The 17296-nt window shown below is 37.7% G+C and carries 19 protein-coding genes and 1 riboswitch; of the genes, 6 read left to right on the forward strand and 13 right to left on the reverse strand.

Annotated elements, in window-relative coordinates; translation table 11 throughout:
- Positions 1–53 precede the first annotated feature (53 nt).
- The 4 genes from H561_RS0104095 to H561_RS0104110 are packed head-to-tail and all read left to right on the forward strand — an operon-like array spanning position 54 to position 3377.
- Positions 54–794, forward strand: a complete 741-nt coding sequence (locus H561_RS0104095; protein WP_027385863.1) for a tetratricopeptide repeat protein — start codon at positions 54–56, stop codon at positions 792–794.
- Positions 794–2530, forward strand: a complete 1737-nt coding sequence (locus tag H561_RS0104100) for a BatD family protein (RefSeq protein WP_027385864.1) — start codon at positions 794–796, stop codon at positions 2528–2530. The genes H561_RS0104095 and H561_RS0104100 overlap by 1 nt, the downstream gene beginning before the upstream one ends.
- A 44-nt stretch (positions 2531–2574) precedes the next feature.
- Positions 2575–3177: a MarC family protein gene (locus H561_RS0104105; protein WP_027385865.1), complete on the forward strand. Its 603-nt coding sequence runs from the start codon at positions 2575–2577 to the stop codon at positions 3175–3177.
- A gap of 5 nt (positions 3178–3182) precedes the next feature.
- Positions 3183–3377 (forward strand): hypothetical protein, encoded by a 195-nt coding sequence (locus tag H561_RS0104110; protein WP_027385866.1) that lies wholly within the window; start codon positions 3183–3185, stop codon positions 3375–3377.
- Between the two features lie 110 nt (positions 3378–3487).
- Here the strand turns inward: H561_RS0104110 and H561_RS0104115 are convergent, their stop codons facing one another.
- From H561_RS0104115 to H561_RS21980, 9 genes are all read right to left on the reverse strand, one after another.
- Positions 3488–4456 (reverse strand): chorismate-binding protein, encoded by a 969-nt coding sequence (locus tag H561_RS0104115; RefSeq protein WP_027385867.1) that lies wholly within the window; start codon positions 4454–4456, stop codon positions 3488–3490.
- 20 nt (positions 4457–4476) lie between these two features.
- Entirely contained in the window at positions 4477–5379 is a 903-nt protein-coding gene (locus H561_RS0104120; RefSeq protein WP_027385868.1) for a hypothetical protein, read from the reverse strand.
- Positions 5380–6492, reverse strand: a complete 1113-nt coding sequence (locus tag H561_RS0104125) for an RNA polymerase sigma factor (protein WP_081411625.1) — start codon at positions 6490–6492, stop codon at positions 5380–5382.
- A 2-nt stretch (positions 6493–6494) separates the two neighbouring features.
- Positions 6495–7421 carry a hypothetical protein gene (locus H561_RS0104130; RefSeq protein ID WP_034761307.1) on the reverse strand — a complete coding sequence of 309 codons (927 nt, stop codon included), beginning with the start codon at positions 7419–7421 and terminating at the stop codon, positions 6495–6497.
- 139 nt (positions 7422–7560) lie between these two features.
- Positions 7561–7986, reverse strand: a complete 426-nt coding sequence (locus tag H561_RS0104135) for a PaaI family thioesterase (RefSeq protein ID WP_027385871.1) — start codon at positions 7984–7986, stop codon at positions 7561–7563.
- A 58-nt stretch (positions 7987–8044) separates the two neighbouring features.
- Positions 8045–8641 carry a 1-acyl-sn-glycerol-3-phosphate acyltransferase gene (locus H561_RS0104140; protein WP_027385872.1) on the reverse strand — a complete coding sequence of 199 codons (597 nt, stop codon included), beginning with the start codon at positions 8639–8641 and terminating at the stop codon, positions 8045–8047.
- A 311-nt stretch (positions 8642–8952) separates the two neighbouring features.
- Positions 8953–10677 carry a PspC domain-containing protein gene (locus tag H561_RS0104145; RefSeq protein ID WP_027385873.1) on the reverse strand — a complete coding sequence of 575 codons (1725 nt, stop codon included), beginning with the start codon at positions 10675–10677 and terminating at the stop codon, positions 8953–8955.
- A gap of 11 nt (positions 10678–10688) precedes the next feature.
- Positions 10689–11018 carry a PadR family transcriptional regulator gene (locus H561_RS0104150; protein WP_027385874.1) on the reverse strand — a complete coding sequence of 110 codons (330 nt, stop codon included), beginning with the start codon at positions 11016–11018 and terminating at the stop codon, positions 10689–10691.
- 209 nt (positions 11019–11227) lie between these two features.
- Positions 11228–12568: a cytochrome P450 gene (locus tag H561_RS21980; RefSeq protein ID WP_051349296.1), complete on the reverse strand. Its 1341-nt coding sequence runs from the start codon at positions 12566–12568 to the stop codon at positions 11228–11230.
- Positions 12569–12738: 170 nt separating this feature from the next.
- Here H561_RS21980 and H561_RS0104160 point away from each other — a divergent pair, with 170 nt between their 5' ends.
- Positions 12739–13329, forward strand: a complete 591-nt coding sequence (locus tag H561_RS0104160) for an HD domain-containing protein (protein ID WP_027385875.1) — start codon at positions 12739–12741, stop codon at positions 13327–13329.
- 127 nt (positions 13330–13456) lie between these two features.
- Here the strand turns inward: H561_RS0104160 and H561_RS0104165 are convergent, their stop codons facing one another.
- The 4 genes from H561_RS0104165 to H561_RS0104180 all read right to left on the reverse strand — a co-directional run bounded on the left by H561_RS0104165 (position 13457) and on the right by H561_RS0104180 (position 15914).
- A complete protein-coding gene (locus H561_RS0104165) occupies positions 13457–13840 on the reverse strand; it encodes an acyl-CoA thioesterase (RefSeq protein ID WP_027385876.1) in 384 nt (127 codons plus the stop codon).
- A gap of 115 nt (positions 13841–13955) precedes the next feature.
- Positions 13956–14139: riboswitch (cobalamin riboswitch) on the reverse strand.
- A 63-nt stretch (positions 14140–14202) separates the two neighbouring features.
- Positions 14203–15003, reverse strand: coding sequence for a hypothetical protein (locus H561_RS0104170; RefSeq protein ID WP_027385877.1), 801 nt, complete (start codon positions 15001–15003; stop codon positions 14203–14205).
- Between the two features lie 30 nt (positions 15004–15033).
- On the reverse strand, positions 15034–15696 hold the full coding sequence (locus H561_RS0104175) for an ATP-binding cassette domain-containing protein (protein WP_027385878.1): 663 nt from the start codon (positions 15694–15696) through the stop codon (positions 15034–15036).
- Positions 15693–15914 carry a hypothetical protein gene (locus H561_RS0104180; protein ID WP_155845729.1) on the reverse strand — a complete coding sequence of 74 codons (222 nt, stop codon included), beginning with the start codon at positions 15912–15914 and terminating at the stop codon, positions 15693–15695. The genes H561_RS0104175 and H561_RS0104180 overlap by 4 nt, the downstream gene beginning before the upstream one ends.
- A gap of 254 nt (positions 15915–16168) precedes the next feature.
- Here H561_RS0104180 and H561_RS0104185 point away from each other — a divergent pair, with 254 nt between their 5' ends.
- A complete protein-coding gene (locus H561_RS0104185; protein ID WP_027385880.1) occupies positions 16169–17260 on the forward strand; it encodes a GEVED domain-containing protein in 1092 nt (363 codons plus the stop codon).
- Positions 17261–17296: the final 36 nt, after the last annotated feature.

The raw sequence follows: 17296 nt of genomic DNA on the forward strand, positions 1-17296 counted from the left end.
TTTAACAAATAAGACGCTGTTTCTTAACATATAAAGGGATAATTTTGCATTGGATGAATACTAAAATCTTTTTTTTACCGTTTATTATTGCTTTCCTGAGTTCAGGATTTCTGTTTGGACAGAAAAACTACAGAACTCTTGTGTATGAAGGCAATGAAAAATTCAACGGGAAAGATTATGACGGGGCATCGGCCAAGTATATGCAGGCCATTAAATCAAATGATAAAGATTTTACGGCACATTACAACTTGGGGAATGCATTATATAAAAGCAAGAAATATGAAGAGGCCAAAGCAGAGTTTGAAAAGGCACAGCGGTTTTCACAGACCCTTTCCGATAAGTCTGCGGCATTGCATAATCTTGGAAATGCGTATATGCAGATGAAACAGCCCGAAAAGGCAGCACAATTTTATAAGCAGTCCCTGAAACAAAACCCTTACAGCGAAGCAACCAGAAAAAATTATGAGATTGCCAAGCTGAAGGAAAAAGAAAACCAACAGAAACAGCAGAAGCAGAATAACTCCGGAAAAGGAGGCGGTGGTAAGGATCAGCAACAGAATGATGATCAAAAAGGAGGACCTAAAGATCAAAAAGATCAGGGACAGGGCCAGCAGAATCAGGGTAAAGGCCAGGGAAATGACCCTAACCAGAAATCGAATAATGAAGGCAGAATCCCGAAAGGACTTGAAAATCAAATACTCAATAAAGTAAGCGACAAAGAGAAAGAAACCGCCAAAAGAATTTTAAATAAAAATTCTTATTCGATGCCCGAAAGCAACGAGAAAGATTGGTGATGCAGAACAGATCTATTTACATACTATTTTTTTTAATATCCGTAATTTCTTACGGACAGGTAAATATTTCTGTAAATCCTGATAAAACAAGCTACAGCGCTAAAGAAATTATTAATCTTACCATTGTTCTTGAAATGAACGGTGGGGAATATAACCAGCAGACCCCTTTGCGTTCACCGGATTTGTCCAGGTTCAACATCATCGGAAGCGGATCTGTGAACAACGGTTATGCAGATCCCGAAACCAATACCGTTATTTCACAATCCATCACCAGGCTGGCTCTTGAACCGAAGCAGAAAGGAAAAATAAAAATCGGCTCGTTCCTGGTGACGGTTAATAATAAAATCTATAAAACCGAACCGTTTGAAGTCCTTATAAAGGATGTTGAAAAGAAAGCGGTGGCAGCTGCCTCAAAAGATGTCTATTTAAACATGGAAATAGAAGACCGGGAGATCTACCAGGACCAGCCTGCTATTGCCGTTCTGAAAGTATATTCCAAAAACATGGATAATTTCAGAAAGGTGAAAAACATTCGTCTTCCTGAACAGGATGACCTGAATGTATATCCGGTGAGCTTTGCAAAATCTGAAATTGATCCGTCATCCGAATACGGAAATATGGCTTCACAGGTTTTAGCCGTATTTATGGTTTTCCCAAATGAAGCCGGGTATGTAGATGTTCCCGGAGTTTCAGCGTCGGTCAGCTCTTTTTCAGGCAGGAGCAAAGTTGTTTCCAATAAAGTGAAGATAAATGTCAAAAAACTTCCGGAAGATGCTCCGGACTGTTTTAAAAATGCTGTCGGGAATTTCAAGGTAAGTTTCGTTAATATTTCAAAAGAAAAAGCCGAGATTAAAAAACCGATGAATGTATTGGTGAAAGTAAGCGGCGAGGGAAACTTAAAAAACCTTGTGCTTCCGAAAATTGCAGCTTCACCCGATTATGAAGTTTTTGCGCCGAAGATTACGACTAAAGTTACAGCCGGATTAAAAGGAATGAAAGGCGAAATAGCGGCAAACTATATTATTATTCCTAAAAAAGCCGGAGAAATTTATATTAAAACGGAACATTTTGCATTTTTTAATCCGTCAAGCGAAGAATATGTAGATCTTGGAGAGAAAACTTTGTCTGTAAATGCCTTTTCTCATGAGGAGATCATGGATGCCAGAACAACGGTGGAAAAAGTCAATGAATATACCAATACTTTACTGGAAACAGTCAATACACCGGTGCTCAAGACTACATCTTTTAAAGTAAAAGAAAAAAGTAAATTCCACTGGAATATTCTTCTGGCTAATTTTCTCATTTTGCTTGGATTGTTTTTGGCTTATCTGATATTTAAAAATTGGCAAAAAAAACGTGTGTTAATTAAAGATAACACACTTCCGAAATCCTTAGGGTCAGTATCTGAAACAGAAATGGAGATAAGAAAACATCAGAAAACCGATCTTCATGATTATTTCAGTTATCTAGAGAATCTTAAAGATAACGAAGAGTATCAGAAATTCTTCGAGACGTATGATGAAATGGAAACTGAAATTAGGAAACAGTTTTCCCTGAGTTCTGCAGGGAATTTCAGGGATTTCCTGGAAATTCATGAAGGGGCTGCAACCGCTGCAGAATATACAGCACTTTCCCAAAAAATCCAAATTGAGAAATATACACCGGTAAAATCTCATGAAGGATTAGAAGAACTCTTAAGAGCCATTATTAATTTATACTCACAGATTAGCAAATAATCAGTTTATTTTCATATTTTTGCGAAATTATTAATTATTAATACATGGAAATATTTAATGATTTTTCTATAAAGGAAATTGTTACCTGTTTTATGGTGCTTTTTGCGGTGATTGATATCATCGGATCCGTTCCCATTGTAGTAACCTTACAGCAAAAATTCGGACAGATTGAGGCCGGAAGGGCTTCGATTACTGCAGGCCTGATCATGATGGTTTTTCTTTTTGTCGGAAACAAAATCCTGAAGCTGATCGGGGTGGATGTCAATTCTTTTGCCATAGCAGGAGCATTTGTCATTTTTGTGATCGCTCTTGAAATGATCCTGGGGATTGAAATCCATAAAACCACAGAAGTCAAGGCCGCCTCTATTGTACCTATCGCATTTCCGCTGGTAGCAGGAGCCGGTACTTTAACCACAACGCTGTCACTCAGGGCTGAATTTCATGATATTAATATCATTTTTGGGATCGTTCTCAATACAATTTTCGTATATTTGGTGCTGAAATCGGCAAAATGGTTGGAAAAGAAAATGGGGGAGGCCACACTGGCCATTCTTCAGAAAGTTTTCGGAATTATTTTGTTGGCGATTTCCATTAAGCTATTTACCGCAAATTTTGCCCAGCTGGTGCAGACTTACATTAATTTTTAAGCATTATGCAGAAGTTTTATAAAGTATTTTTAGTACTGTTTATCATTTTTATCGCCATCAATCTTTACGCTTTAGACTGGCAGACTGATATTTTATCTGAGGATAATCTGAAGTTTGTATTTTCAATCGCCTGTGCGGTTATCGGCCTGATATTACTTTTTGTTATGAACACTTGGAGTAAAATCGGAGTGAAGAAATAATTAAAATATAACTTGTTGACAATAAACCTCTTTCTACACGAAGGAGGTTTTTCTATTGATATTATAATTATTGACGAAGGCTCTATAGTAAAACCATTTACCGGTTTTTATTAAGAAACCACTAAGTTTTTCAGAACCGCCTCGGATTTAAGTTCAGTTTCGGTCCATTCTTTTTCGGGATCACTTTGTGCTGTAATACCGCCGCCGACAAATACATGAACGGAATCCCGGTACAGCTTTGAACAGCGCAGGTTGACAAAATACTGTACGGTTTCTTCAGTCTCAATTTTAATGTATCCAGCATACAACTCACGAGGGAATTTTTCAAGGTTCTGAATGTTTTCTTTACAGAATTCTTTAGGAATGCCGCAGACGGCAGGCGTAGGATGCAATTCCTGAATGATGGTATCTAAATCCTCCTGTTTTATTTTTGCTTTGAAATCAGTTCTCAGATGCTTAATATTCCCTGAAATATGGTCGTAAGTATCGGATTCTTCGATTTTTTCACCATAACGGCTTAAAATATCCCTGATATAGCGTGTTACCGGTTTTTGTTCTTCAATTTCCTTTTCCGACCAGTTTTCTGAAACCGGAAGTGTTCCGGCAAGGCTCATCGTCCCGAAATCATGGGTGGTTTTATTAAATTTCCCCAATACTTCTGAGAAGGCACCCATCCAGGAATTTTCGCCGTTAATCAGCAGGTATCTGCAAGCATTCGGATAGGATCGGCAGAGGTTTTTGAAACTTTCATTTACATGGATCTCATTAAAGCCTGTAAAAATTTTCCTTCTTGAATACACCAGCTTGGGAAGTTCGTTGTTTTTGATGATGTCCATGGCTTTATGCAGATTCTGTATATATTCTTCTTTAGTTTCCGCCGTATAGCCATTACCGTCTTTTGCCAGGCTTCCATTGCCTATGGCGGTATAGTCAAAATTTTCAGAACTTATTTCTGTAATTCTTCCATGGCATTCAATCTGATGCAAGCCGTCAAAAGAATGAAAGCTTATGTGGCTTTCCTGATAATTTTCGTCTGTTGAGTACAGTTTCTCATCGAATGGAAATTTGAAATAAATCATGAGTAGGACGGTTTATAAAATCAGGGTTTGGAAATGATGTAAGAAATTCCAAAATTGATTTTTCTTTCTGCAAAGGTATTGTTAGTCTTAAAAAGGTCAAAATCAAAAGAGCTGTTTTTTAGTGAAATATTCTTTATCTGATATTGCTGATAATCCAGAGACAAAAGAATCTTGCTGAACATTCTGCACTGTAAGCCCAGTGTAAACCCAAAATTGAACTGATTGCTTTTAAAATGATCCAATTTGTCCAAAACATTATTTTCAGGCACCAAAAACTGCATTTTATAGATATTCTTATTCATTAAAAACCCTGCAAACGGCCTGATATTTTTCCAGTCGTAAATTACTTTTAGCTGTAAAGCATATTCAAAATGCCTGTTATTAAATCTTTGGAAGAGTAGTGGCTGGTGATCTTCAGTGAAATAAAATCCGTTTAGAGACGTATCTTCTTTATTTGCATTGAGATCAAAAGTAGAATTCCAGTGATACATATGAGCGGAAAGCATTACTGACAATTGAGGTTTAAAGACAGTTTTTGAAATCCAGAGCCCGAAATGTTCACCGAACTGCTGACGGGTTTCTGAAAGCTCCTGTGCCCAAACGCTGTTTTTAAGCCCGGTTCCGCCTTCGATACCGTAGAAGAAAAGCGGTGGTTTTTGTATTCTGATTCTCTTTTTAGCCCGCTCTTTATCAATTCCTTCTTTATAAATATCGCGCACAAAAAACTTTTCCCGTATAGTCAGATCTGGAAAAATAAGGTCATTCTGTTTTAATGGTACAGGTTTCATCAGATACACCGTGTCATGAATGATAACATTTTCATAAACATATACGGTATCTGTCTTTTTCCTTTTCTGGGCATGGGATAGACTTATGATCACGAAAGGTAAAAAGAATGTTATTTTTCTTAAAAATATGTTCATTTATCGATCTATAAATACAGTGTCCCTTTTAATAATCTTTTTCACTATGATTACTTTTTCAGGCGTTTCCGTTAAGGAGTCTTTCCTGATTGCTTTACCGAAATTTTTTCCGGATTCAATATCTTTTTCTTCTGCTTTACCTTTTTCTTTTAAGATGTTTTTTGGAGTTTCATCTTTGAAATTCTTCTCATTTAGACTTTCATTTTTTATGTTTTCCTTTAGGGTAAGGTTCGGATTTGCTTCTTTTTTTTCAGATTGATAAATGGTTCTTTCATCCTGTTTATTCTGAGACAGACTTAAGGAATCAGCTGAATTATTTTTTGTGAAGAAAGAGTTCTCCCGATTTGATAAAAATATTGAAATGATGATAATCACTAAGACAGTACTTGCTATAATGGTTTTGTTTTTCCATGCCGGATAGGATGAAGAAAATGATAGATGGTATATTCTAATATCAGACGGAATCTGCAGGGCTCTGGACGGTGAAACACTGAAATCTGAAAACCTGCTCCGGAAAGCCTGGGCCCAAAGTAAGCCTCCAAGCCCGAAAATCACCAGCAGCTGCGCCATTTTCTTTTTCGGAGTACTGGTACTGACAATATGATTCAGTAAATAATTCTGGATTGATTTTTTTGCCCTCAGAAGATGAGATTTTGAAGTATTTACAGTGATCCCCAGCGAACCGGCAATTTCTGCATGTGAAAAATTTTCAATAAAATATAAATTAAAGACTGATTTGTGGTGAGGCGGAAGGCTGTCAATGGAAGACAGCAGTTCTTCACTTGTGAAATCGTAAATGAAGATGTTTTTTTCTTCTAAAAAAAGATGGTCCATTTCTGAATAGGTATCTGGAATTTCTGATGGCTCGGTAGTCACAAAGGTATCTTTACTCTGCTTGCGGATATGCTGCAAAGCATTATTAACAACAATCTTTTTAAGCCATGCAAAGAGTGCTTTTTCATCATTCAATTGATGGTCTTTTTGCATTGCAGTTATAAAACTGTCCTGTACAATATCTTCTGCGGTATAAATATCCTGTATGTATCGACGGCAAATTCCCAGAAGTTTCGGGGAATAATTGCTATATAGATTTTGCCAGTTGTGTTTTGACATATTTAATTTTTTATCACTGTAATGTTATTAAAGCTTGAAGCATTAGAATTTGAGATATATTGAGATTCAACATCATTAATAAGCACTTTATAACCTGTAATATCTGATCTGACCATATAGATATTTCCATCCACTACTTTTAAATCTTCGATTATTAAATATGGATTTGCAGAATTGATTAAATTTGAATTTTTATAATAAACACCAAGCCTTCCGTTAATATAAACATCATTATAATCAAGAGCAGGCTGATAACTTCCGGTTGTTGGGGTAGGTATGAAACTTGTCTGTAATCCGGATATTAAATCTTTATAATAATTTATCGAAGTGAAATATACACGGGCTTCATTCGATATTACATAAGTAAAATCTTGTCCGTAAGAACTTGTGGAGATTGAATTAAAAGTTGAATTCTTAAAATATCCTTTGTCAAAACCTCCACTGGTATTACTTTTACGTGCTCCAACGTAGACATCATTATTAAATTCTGTAATCGTACAGCCATCATTATAAGTGAGAGTGTCTTTGAATAAAAGTGTTTTAACTCCGTTTTTCCAGTAACAAAATTCATATTTGTCAGGTGAAGGATTGCTGCTTTGCCAGGTATATCCTACAAAATAAATATTCCCGTCTTTTTCATAAAAATCAAAAATATCAATTGCATCCAAACCATTTATCCCTGCTGCCTGTGCGTAAGTTGTATAATTTCCGTTTTTCCAATATCCATACCTTCCTTTAATATAAACATCAGCTCCGGAAATAAATATTTTAGAGGGACCGGATTCTGAAGAATTATTGGCTATGTTATATTTTATTCCATTTTTCCAATAGCAGAATAGTCCGTTCTGTTTACCTGAAACATATACATCATAAGAAGCGGTTTTCTCTAAAATTTCGGAATCATCTGTTTTACAGGAAAATATGAACATCAGTAAAAATGAAAAGGATAGAATAAGAGCTTTCATGGTTGCTATTTTCTTATAGGATGCAGGAAAATAAAAAGGTTGCAGCTGCGGTATAAAAAAAGCTCAAAAATTTTTTGAGCCTGATATTTTATTGAATGAGTTATTATTTATGAATAATTGTGTTGGTCATCGTTGTATGACTGATCAGCTGGTCTTTTTCATCGCGGATTTCTATTTCAGAGACGTGCATGCTTCTCCCTTTTCTGATGAATCTCGCAATGGCAGTCACCGTTCCGTCTTTTTTGCTTCTGAGATGATTGGTATTGATGTTGGTCCCGACACCATAATACTTTTCACCGTCAATAAAGATATTGGACAGGCTGGAGCCCATGGTTTCTGCAAGGACACAGCTCGCGCCGCCGTGCATAATTCCGAAAGGCTGATGAATTCTCGGCAAAACAGGCATCGTAGCCGTTAACGTTTCATTTTCAAGATCAATATCGGTAAAGTGGATATCCAGTGTTTTCGCAAAGGTCTCTTCACCCCAGCGGTTGATGAAATCCAGTATTTGCTCTTTGGTACCTGTCATTTTTATAAGGTATAAATGGGAGTTGATAAGTAATAGACAATAAGTAATTTAAAAAATTCTAGTTCCGGGCATCCGCCTCACTTCCCATAATATTCGGGTTCCAGTTTTCCGGTATTTTCGGGACAATATCATTCTTGATATAATATTCCTGAATTTCCTGCATGATTTCAGTGAAAGGCACTGAAGCAATTCTTTCATAAGGAATGGTATATCCAAGATAGACTGTTTTCCGTTTGAAATCTCCTGCGGCCAGGACAATCGGGACTTTTGCAGCCAGCGCCATGTGGTAAAAGCCTTTTCTCCATTTCGGGACCCAGCTGCGTGTTCCTTCGGGAGTGATGACCAGACTGAAATCATCTTTAGCAAATTGTCGGGCTACAAAATTCACCAGGTCATTTTTCTGGCTTCTGTCAATACCGATTCCGCCAAGCCCTTTGACGGCACTTCCGTACCATGCTTTGGTATGGGCATCTTTAATAATGATTTTAAGGGGTTTATTTAAAGACCAGTAGGCAAGATTGCCCAGGATGTATTCCATATTGTGGGTATGGGGTGCAACGACCAGAATGCATCTGTTCAGGCTGTTTACATCACCCTGTAAGACTACTTTCCATCCCATTAATTTTAGCATCAGCTTGCCGAGCAGCTTTTTCATATCGTTTGAATTAAAACAGAAAAGTATAACCAAAGCGGTTATACTTTACAAATATATTGAAATATTATTGCTCTTAAAATAAACCGCTTATTAAATCTGCGATTTTCATTACAATTTCTAATGCTAACTGTACCATGATAATTTAATTTTTTTTGAGTGTCTTAGGTTATTTTTTCTAAACAAATGTAAAGCTTTTTATTTACATAACGAACTAAATATAAATTTTTTTTGATTTATTTTTAGAGAAGAAGGGTGTGAATTTCAAACGGTTGGGTTATCCGTTCACACCTTCTGCCACTCTCTCCAGTGAGTTATTTAGTCTTAATGGTAATTTCGTTTTTGTCTTCGTCTACGTTGAAGTCTATATTGGCACCTTTCATCTTTTTGATGCTGTTTTTCATCGAATCAATTACTTTGTCAGCCTTATGGCTCGGAACTTTTTTGCCGTTGATAATGATACTGTCGTTATTATCATCGTTTGAATTGTATTCAATGGTAGAACCGTTCACTGTAATCTTGTTTTTTCCAATTTTAATGTTTCCGTCTTCATCTTTTTCCTGGTCATTGTCATTGATGCCGTCTGCATTTAAATCTCCGTCAAAACTGATCACATCATCTTTTACCGGAAGTACAATTGTATTTTGCGGAACAACCAGTTCATAATCGATGCTGTAATCTCTGAATCTGTGTTCATAGGGATATTTGATGAAATTAGGAAGCATGATTCTGTTGTTGACAATTTCTACCGGAACACTTACGTTCAGTGGAAGATTGTATCCTTTGGCTTCTTTTTTAATGATCAGATAAGGGGTCTTGATGTTCGACTTTCTTGTAACATCTACATGGATCCAGTCTTTTTTGTAAACCGATGATTTGTCAGAATAAAGATTGTCATCATAACCTGTAAAGTTCTGCGGAATGGCAATCTGCTTCGAGTCAACATATAAGGTGTCTGAATCGGTATTGATTGAAACCTCTTCCGTATCTTCCTTGTGTCCCTTAAAGATCATTTCTCTTTTTGCCATGCTTAATCCGAAGTAAGTACCCAGGCCGATTATCGTAAGGAAAAGTGCTCCTAAAACCCATCCTATATTTCTCAGTCTGGTTTTGGGTGAAAAAATTTTAATACTCAGTACGCTGAAAATCAAAGCGGGAATTAAAGATCCGATGATAATAATGGCCGCTAAAACATTATACAATCCGTCGTCGTCAAAATAAAACTTCATTTCATTCGCTCCCGGAAAATTAGAATCGATTCCGAAAAGCCCGAATACCACAAATACACCGATAATACTACTGACTGCCATGATGGCGAAGAATGCACCTATGATATATTTCAGGACATTCCAGATCCCGCTGCTGGCATTGTTGATATACGGTTTGTTTTCAATATAAATTTCCCCTGCTCTTGTTGTCGTTTCGTTGGCAAACTGTACAATCTTGCTTGATTCTTCTTTCAGGTTATCAAAATTCAGTGGCTTGCCTTTCATCTTCAGGAAATCTGATGCCGTTTCAGCTTTTGGCAATACTGCCCATAGGATAAAATAGAGTATTACCACTAAAAATGAAGATCCGGGTGCTACCCAAAGAAATAAAAATGCACCTACCCAAATGAGTCTCATGCCCGTAACATCCATCCCGAAATAGGCTGCTAAACCTGCACAAACCCCTGCAATTTTTTGTCTTTCAGGATCACGGAACAGTTGTTTTCTATCAGTAGATTCAGTACCTGAGGCAAAAGTTTTTCTGGTGTTCTTTTCAGAATAGTAAGCTTCTTCCTGTTCTTCGATTTTTTCAGGGCTTCCGATCTGTGTGATTACTCTTTCTACATCGGCATCATTGATCACCTCACGTTTTGACATGGTATCCCTGAAGATTTCAACCATTCTGATTTCTATATCATGCATTACTTCCTCGGCTTCCGAAGCATCCAGTGAGCTTCTCAGAGCATTCAGGTAATCGCTGAGTTTTATATAGGCATGTTCTTCTATGGTAAAAGAAAAACCTGCGAGTCCTATTGAGAGTGTCTTGTTCATAGCTTTGTTTTTTAATTTTTTTGAGTGATTTGGTTGACTGAAGTAGTGAGTTCATTCCAGGTATTCTGCAGTTCATTCAGAAATAATTTTCCTTTTTCTGTGATCTGATAGTATTTTCTGGGTGGCCCTCCGGTAGATTCTTCCCATCGGTAAGAAAGGAATTCACCGTTTTTTAATCTTGTTAAAAGAGGGTAAAGAGTTCCTTCAACGACATCCAGTTTTCCCTTTTTCAGTGCATCAATCAGGTCGGAAACATACATTTCGCGATGATTGATGAGACTTAAAATACAGAATTCCAGAATCCCTTTCCGCATTTGCGCTTTGGTATTTTCAGTATTCATCTTTAATAATTTTTGTCAATTAGTTATTTATTTCAGACTTCAGTTCCTAGCTAGTTGAACCTATTCCGATTTTACATTACAAAGATATGTAATTAAAATGGTAATATGCAATACAAAGTAGTGAAATTATTTAATATTTATATTTAACCAATTGAAAATCAGTTAAATTATTTTAATTTTGAAAATTTAAAAAATGAGAGTACAGGAAGTCAGACGGGATTTTTAATAATTTTGCCTTTCACACGGACAGGTCTTAGGGTAACCAGTGCTTTTTTTTCTATCGTATGATGGGAAGAAATAAAACTGAACTGCTGATAGAATTTGCGGACGATGAGCGCCATTTCCATTACGGCAAAATGCTCGCCGATACACAACCTTGGTCCGGCCCCAAAAGGGTAGTATGGAAAAATTTTAGCATTTTCACTGTCAAAGCGTTCAGGAATAAATGAATCCGGCTGTTCCCAGTATTTTGGGTTTCTGTGAAGCCCACTGATGTACAGGATAATAAAAGTGCCTTTCGGCCAGGAATATTCTTTAAATCGGTCATCTTCCAGTGCCTGCCGGTCAATCGCCCAGGCCGGAGAATTAAGCCGCATGGATTCTTTAATGATATTGGAGGTATATGATTTTTTCATAAGGCTTTCCGGTGTAAAAACCATTTCGCCTTCTTCTGTAATTTCTTTTTTTAATTTTATTTCAGTTTCCGGACTTTGGCTGATCTCAAAAAAGATAAAGCTTAATGCATTGGCCGTTGTTTCATGGCCGGCAATAAAAAGAATCAGCATTTCATCCACCAGCTGCTCATCAGACATGGGGAGCTGCGTGTCTTCATACCGTGCATGAATCAGCATGTCCAGCAGGTCTTTTTTTTCTATCCCGGAATTCCTCCGTTTATCTAAAATATTCTGAAGGATTGCTTTTGCTCTTTTGCTTTTCTCAATATTGCGGTCTATCACTCCTAAAAACTTTAAGACCTGGGTGTAAAAAGGTAGGCGGACTTCCTTGGCAAAGACTTCCTGGATTTCCGTAACGATTTCCCCCAGTTCTTTCACTGTATTTTTGTCAATATCCGAACTAAAAAGGGTTTTGGCCACAATGCTGAAGGCCAGCGAATGAAAAAACTCATACAGATCAGTCTCCTGTCCGGTCCCGAATGGCTGAAAGGCTGTGTCAATCTCATCGTCCATAATGGAAATCAGGTTTGCAATTTTTGCTTTGCTGAAGCCTGGTTGGATCAGCCTTCTCTGTTTAAGCCAGTCTTTTCCGTTATTGGTCAATAGCCCATTCCCGAGATATTTACCGAGTGTAACAGACTGTATCTCGGATTTATAGTAATTCTTATGATTCTGCTTTAAAATATATTCTACGAATTCCTTATCCTGAGAAAAGATAAAGTTTTTGTCTGTGAAATTAGCTCTGATACGGTAACTGTCGCCTGCCATACGGTGGTTTCCGCTGATCGTCTCCAACGGGTTACTCACGCCGTTTAGTAAAGAATACAGCTTTCTTTTTCCTTTAATTTCTGCAGGATAATTGAACTTTGGGTCCATAGATATATTTTCATTAAAATTACAACTAATCTCTTATATAGCGGTAAAAGCACATTTACATTAAAACCGTTATTTTTGTATGAATTAACTTACTTAAGACGGATTTAAAATAAATCATAGATTAACACCAAGTGTTAAACTGATCGAGTAAGAAAAGCCTATACAGAACAATGAAAATACAGAAAGAAATTGATTTTATCCTGGCCGTGGATGCCCTGAAAAACGTACAGCGGAGAAACTATAACGCCGATGACAGTAGAAGAGAAAATACGGCAGAACATTCCTGGCAGATTATTATTCTGGCCCAGATTCTTTTTCCATATGCAAAAAACAGGGCTGATATTGACCTGTTGAGGGTGATCAGGATGCTTTCTATTCATGACCTGGTGGAAATAGAGGCCGGGGACACTTTTTTATTCGATGAAGCTGCGATGACCGGGAAATTTGAAAGAGAAAAAATAGCCGCCCGGCAAATCTTCGGCATTCTGGATGAGCCCCTGCGCTCGGAATTCTTTAACCTCTGGCTGGAATTCGAAGAAGAGCAGACTCCCGATGCTGTTTTTGCGTGTGCCATCGACCGTATTATGCCGTTTATCCTGAATTCCCATACCTCAGGAAAAAGCTGGACGGAAGCCGGCGTTACGGAAAAACAGATCCGTACCATGTTGGAACAAGCGATCAGCAGGGCTTCCGATGAACTGGGGGAAGCTTTTCAGCTGCTGCTGGTTAAAAATCTGGAAACGGAAAAGGTTTTAAAATAATGTATAAGCGGTCAAACTTTGCATAGTCCTGCGGTTTAGCAAAAAAGGGTTTCGGCGGGCGAAGCCCGCCGAAACCCTTTTTTGCACAATATAGTTTTGGGGCGGCCGCAGGCCGCCCCAAAACTCATTATAAAATCTGAATAGGCTTTTTAAACTCATCAATCGCTACAAAAGTAAAATCACCCACTATAGCTTTTTCCCGTTCATAAGAATACATCTGTTCCGTATAAATTTCCACGTTCACCTTCATACTGGTTTTCCCTACATGGGAAACCTTGCCGATCAGTTCAACAATGGTTCCTGCGGGAATAGGCTTTTTAAAATCGATTTTATCGCTGCTTACCGTGACCACTCTTTTTCTGGCAAACCGGGTAGCCGTGATAAAGGCCACTTCATCCATCAGCTGCATCGCAGTACCTCCGAAAAGCGTATCATAATGGTTGGTCGTATTGGGGAAAACGGCTTTAAAGATCCTGGTTTCCGATGCTTCAATTCTTTCTTCTGTAGTCATATGTCATTATTAATTAAAGCGAAATGAAATCATATTGAAACAGAATAAGAACATTCCGGGAATACGGGATTCCTGAACACACCATAAGATCAATAAACTTCAGATCGCGAAAGTTTTTGTATACAAGAAAAAGGCAGGTCTCCTGACTGGTAACATCTTTATTTCCTTCCCATCTCTTTGACTGAGACAGTGGTTCTTAATAAAAACTTCAGTTACTTACAGTTGCGCGACAGTTCGTGATTCTCACACGATTCCCTTTTAATCTGCGGTTAAGCAGAACCGGTTTCTGAAAAATCACAGGCAGGAGGCTGTAAACCTGAAGCTTTAGATTTTCGGTTGCAAAAATAATGAATATGAATGAATTATTCCGGGTTTTTATAGATGATCTGGCTTTCCGCTTTTCCCTGTTTGATGGTCCAGATCGTAGTATACCGGTTTTCACCGGAACCGTTGATCATGTAAAGGAAGATATGATCATTGTCAATGGCTGTTACGCCGACGTTATTAAAGTCCATCGTGGGCTGAAACATGTTTTTAATCGCATCCCTTACAAAAACAGAGCCGCGTCCCGGCTGCTGTACCCTAACGGATTTAATTTCCGTCATGCCTTCCGGAATTTGTTTTCCGACACCCCAGGGTTTTACCTTATCAATGGTCGTAATATTTCCATCGGCATCTTTTGTCTGTTTTTTGATGTGTGCATATGAAGGATAAACATCAATGATGACTTTAGTTCTCTGGTTCCCCGGAATTTTAGGATTGGAGTCATCTGTGAAAATCAGTGATTTTCCGTTCTTGGATTTTGAAGGCGTGAACTGCGGGAGCTTATCCACAAAGACCACACGGTTTTTATTTACCATGCCTTCTTTGGTAATGCTGTCATACCTTACGAAAGGTTTATCTGTATCATCCCTTTCAGGATATTTAATCCAGATCCATTCCGTTTCGCCGGGAGCCGGTTTTTCATAAATAAAGACATCACCCGTTTTCATGCGGATCTTGTCAATGATTTTACGGTAATCGTCTTTATGAACCCGAACCATCGCATATCCTTCCTCAGCTTTTACAACACCAAAAGGAACTTTGTCCTGTCCTTTTGCTAGGGCCACGGAAAAAAGGCTGAAAACAGATAAATACAACGCTTTATGTACGGAAACCATCATGAAATTTTTTTAACCGTTCAAATATATAAATTAAATACTTTTCGGGAGATAATTATGCTGCTGTAATTCCTTAAAATCTTTAATTCGTTTTAAATGGGTGTCGGATAGAAGATATACTTCGTCCGAAATATCCAGTACTTCGTGATAACGGTGATCTGAAATAATAATGCCCTTATGTTTCGACTGTTCTTTAATAATTCTCTGCATTTCAGCTGTCGTTTTCGGGGAAAAACCGTTAAACGGTTCGTCGAGCAAAATGAATTCTGAATCTGAATAGAGGATCAGTAAGGCTTCAGCAATCTTCTTTTCACCGCCGGAAAGGTTTCTGCAGGCTTCATTCAGAAGAGGTTTCATTAATTCCAGTTCAAAAAGCTTTTCAGCATTTTCCTGATTACAGAAAAGCGGAATTAAATTTTTGATTTTAACCCCTTTTGGAAGGAAAAAATGTTGCGGCAGATAAGCAATTCTTCTCTTTCTGTCCATCTGGTTGATAAGAACTTTATGATCACTCCTGATGTATTGCGAATCGCCTTTTACCGTACCGGAAATAATCTTCAGCAAGGTAGATTTTCCTGTACCGTTTCTGCCCAGTAAACCGGTAATTTTTCCGGTTTCACATGCTATATAAATATCTTTCAGGATCTGCTTTCCGCCGAAAGATTTTATAACGCTGTCTACATGAAGTCTGCTCATAAAAATTTAGTAATCATATTAATAAGGATACTTAATGAAAAAGTAAAAACCCACAGGAACAATCTTGAAAACCCGAAGTTCGCATAGAAATAATATTCATTTCTGAACCGCAATTCATAGATCAGGAAATGCAGGCAGGGTAAAAACAACAGGAAACACAGTCCGAAATTATTTGCACTGAAACCCAGTGAAAAGCACATCAGAATAGATGATATCATACAAGGAATCAACAGTTTTATATAGAAAATCCGGAGAATCTTAAGATTTTTGATCATGCCCAAATTTAATCAATTATGGCAAATGTATAATTGCTGCTATTTTAAACAGATTAGCCCATGAAATATTTATGGTCTGCTTTATATTGTATTATTATGGATTTCTGTTCTAGTTGAGGTGGCTCAATAATACATTAATTCAGATTTATTCCTATATTTAAATAAATAATAACCGTGTAACTTTAATTAACTTAAATATGACAAAAAAACTACTTTATGCCTTTCTTTTATTAATAGGAATCTCGATTCAAAGTAAAACTGCAACTGCTGAAAAAGCGGCATCTGACTTTTTCTGTGATACATTGGCACCGACTAATGTCCAGGTGAGCAATATTACCATGACTTCTGCAGCGGTAAGCTGGACTTTGGATCCCAATACTCAGGATTATATTATAAGATTCCGGCCGGTAGGTTCTGCTGTATGGACAACAGTTACACCGATTTCAGGACAAAATTCATTTATTCTTACAGGTCTTATTTCCTGTATGGCCTATGAAGTGCAGGTTGCCAAAATATGCAGTGGTACAGGCGGAACCTGGTCAAATCCAATATCATTTACCACCTATCTCAATTATTGTGCGGCGGCATCAACAGATGCCGGTGTAGTTCATATTTCGAATGTGACGGTAACACCATCAGGAGGTCTTGTCCCGATGGTAAGCAATTCAGGGTCATCATTCTATACCGATTACCGTCCTGATCCAACCCGTAAAGTTCAGTTAATGACAGGGAGCACAAACAATACAATTACGGTTTCCAAGACATGGGCCGGAACGCCAAATGCTGTAGCCGTGCGGGTCTGGATTGATTTCAATGCCGACGGGATCTTTCAGGCATCAGAAATGTTGCTTAATTCCAGTTCATCTGTATCACCGGTAGCAACATCTGTTTTTACGGTGCCCGTACTTGCTTTTCAGTCCGGGACAAATTGCGGGGTAGCTATGAGGGTTATTGCCAGTGAAATGTATACAAGTCCGGTCTGCGGCACTTTCACCTATGGAGAAGTGGAAGATTATGGAGTATACATATTGGCGGGTGCAAATCTTTCAATCAATGAAATTAATAAAAATACAGGAGGGAATATATATCCAAATCCGGCTTCTGAACTATTGAACATTTCAGGGATTTCAGGAAATGAATTTGAAATTTACAATGCTGCCGGGCAAAAAGTACGTTCAGGAAAAATTTCAGATCAGAAAGTAGATGTTTATGATCTTACAAAAGGAGTCTATTTTATCCAGATTAAGGACAAAGAAAATGTCACACGATTGAAGTTTATCAGAAAATAATAAAAAACCCGTCTCACAAATGCTTGTGAAACGGAT

The organism is Chryseobacterium gregarium DSM 19109, from assembly GCF_000430845.1.
In the GTDB taxonomy this organism is placed as follows: Bacteria; Bacteroidota; Bacteroidia; order Flavobacteriales; family Weeksellaceae; genus Chryseobacterium; species Chryseobacterium gregarium.

Bases quoted from the DNA above. Each gene is read 5' to 3' on its own strand.
- H561_RS0104095 (WP_027385863.1), top strand. From the start codon at position 54: ATGAATACTAAAATCTTTTTTTTACCGTTTATTATTGCTTTCCTGAGT.
- H561_RS0104100 (WP_027385864.1), top strand. From the start codon at position 794: ATGCAGAACAGATCTATTTACATACTATTTTTTTTAATATCCGTAATT.
- H561_RS0104105 (WP_027385865.1), top strand. From the start codon at position 2,575: ATGGAAATATTTAATGATTTTTCTATAAAGGAAATTGTTACCTGTTTT.
- H561_RS0104110 (WP_027385866.1), top strand. From the start codon at position 3,183: ATGCAGAAGTTTTATAAAGTATTTTTAGTACTGTTTATCATTTTTATC.
- H561_RS0104115 (WP_027385867.1), bottom strand. From the start codon at position 4,456: ATGATTTATTTCAAATTTCCATTCGATGAGAAACTGTACTCAACAGAC.
- H561_RS0104120 (WP_027385868.1), bottom strand. From the start codon at position 5,379: ATGAACATATTTTTAAGAAAAATAACATTCTTTTTACCTTTCGTGATC.
- H561_RS0104125 (WP_081411625.1), bottom strand. From the start codon at position 6,492: ATGTCAAAACACAACTGGCAAAATCTATATAGCAATTATTCCCCGAAA.
- H561_RS0104130 (WP_034761307.1), bottom strand. From the start codon at position 7,421: ATGTTCATATTTTCCTGTAAAACAGATGATTCCGAAATTTTAGAGAAA.
- H561_RS0104135 (WP_027385871.1), bottom strand. From the start codon at position 7,986: ATGACAGGTACCAAAGAGCAAATACTGGATTTCATCAACCGCTGGGGT.
- H561_RS0104140 (WP_027385872.1), bottom strand. From the start codon at position 8,641: ATGAAAAAGCTGCTCGGCAAGCTGATGCTAAAATTAATGGGATGGAAA.
- H561_RS0104145 (WP_027385873.1), bottom strand. From the start codon at position 10,677: ATGAACAAGACACTCTCAATAGGACTCGCAGGTTTTTCTTTTACCATA.
- H561_RS0104150 (WP_027385874.1), bottom strand. From the start codon at position 11,018: ATGAATACTGAAAATACCAAAGCGCAAATGCGGAAAGGGATTCTGGAA.
- H561_RS21980 (WP_051349296.1), bottom strand. From the start codon at position 12,568: ATGGACCCAAAGTTCAATTATCCTGCAGAAATTAAAGGAAAAAGAAAG.
- H561_RS0104160 (WP_027385875.1), top strand. From the start codon at position 12,739: ATGAAAATACAGAAAGAAATTGATTTTATCCTGGCCGTGGATGCCCTG.
- H561_RS0104165 (WP_027385876.1), bottom strand. From the start codon at position 13,840: ATGACTACAGAAGAAAGAATTGAAGCATCGGAAACCAGGATCTTTAAA.
- H561_RS0104170 (WP_027385877.1), bottom strand. From the start codon at position 15,003: ATGATGGTTTCCGTACATAAAGCGTTGTATTTATCTGTTTTCAGCCTT.
- H561_RS0104175 (WP_027385878.1), bottom strand. From the start codon at position 15,696: ATGAGCAGACTTCATGTAGACAGCGTTATAAAATCTTTCGGCGGAAAG.
- H561_RS0104180 (WP_155845729.1), bottom strand. From the start codon at position 15,914: ATGATATCATCTATTCTGATGTGCTTTTCACTGGGTTTCAGTGCAAAT.
- H561_RS0104185 (WP_027385880.1), top strand. From the start codon at position 16,169: ATGACAAAAAAACTACTTTATGCCTTTCTTTTATTAATAGGAATCTCG.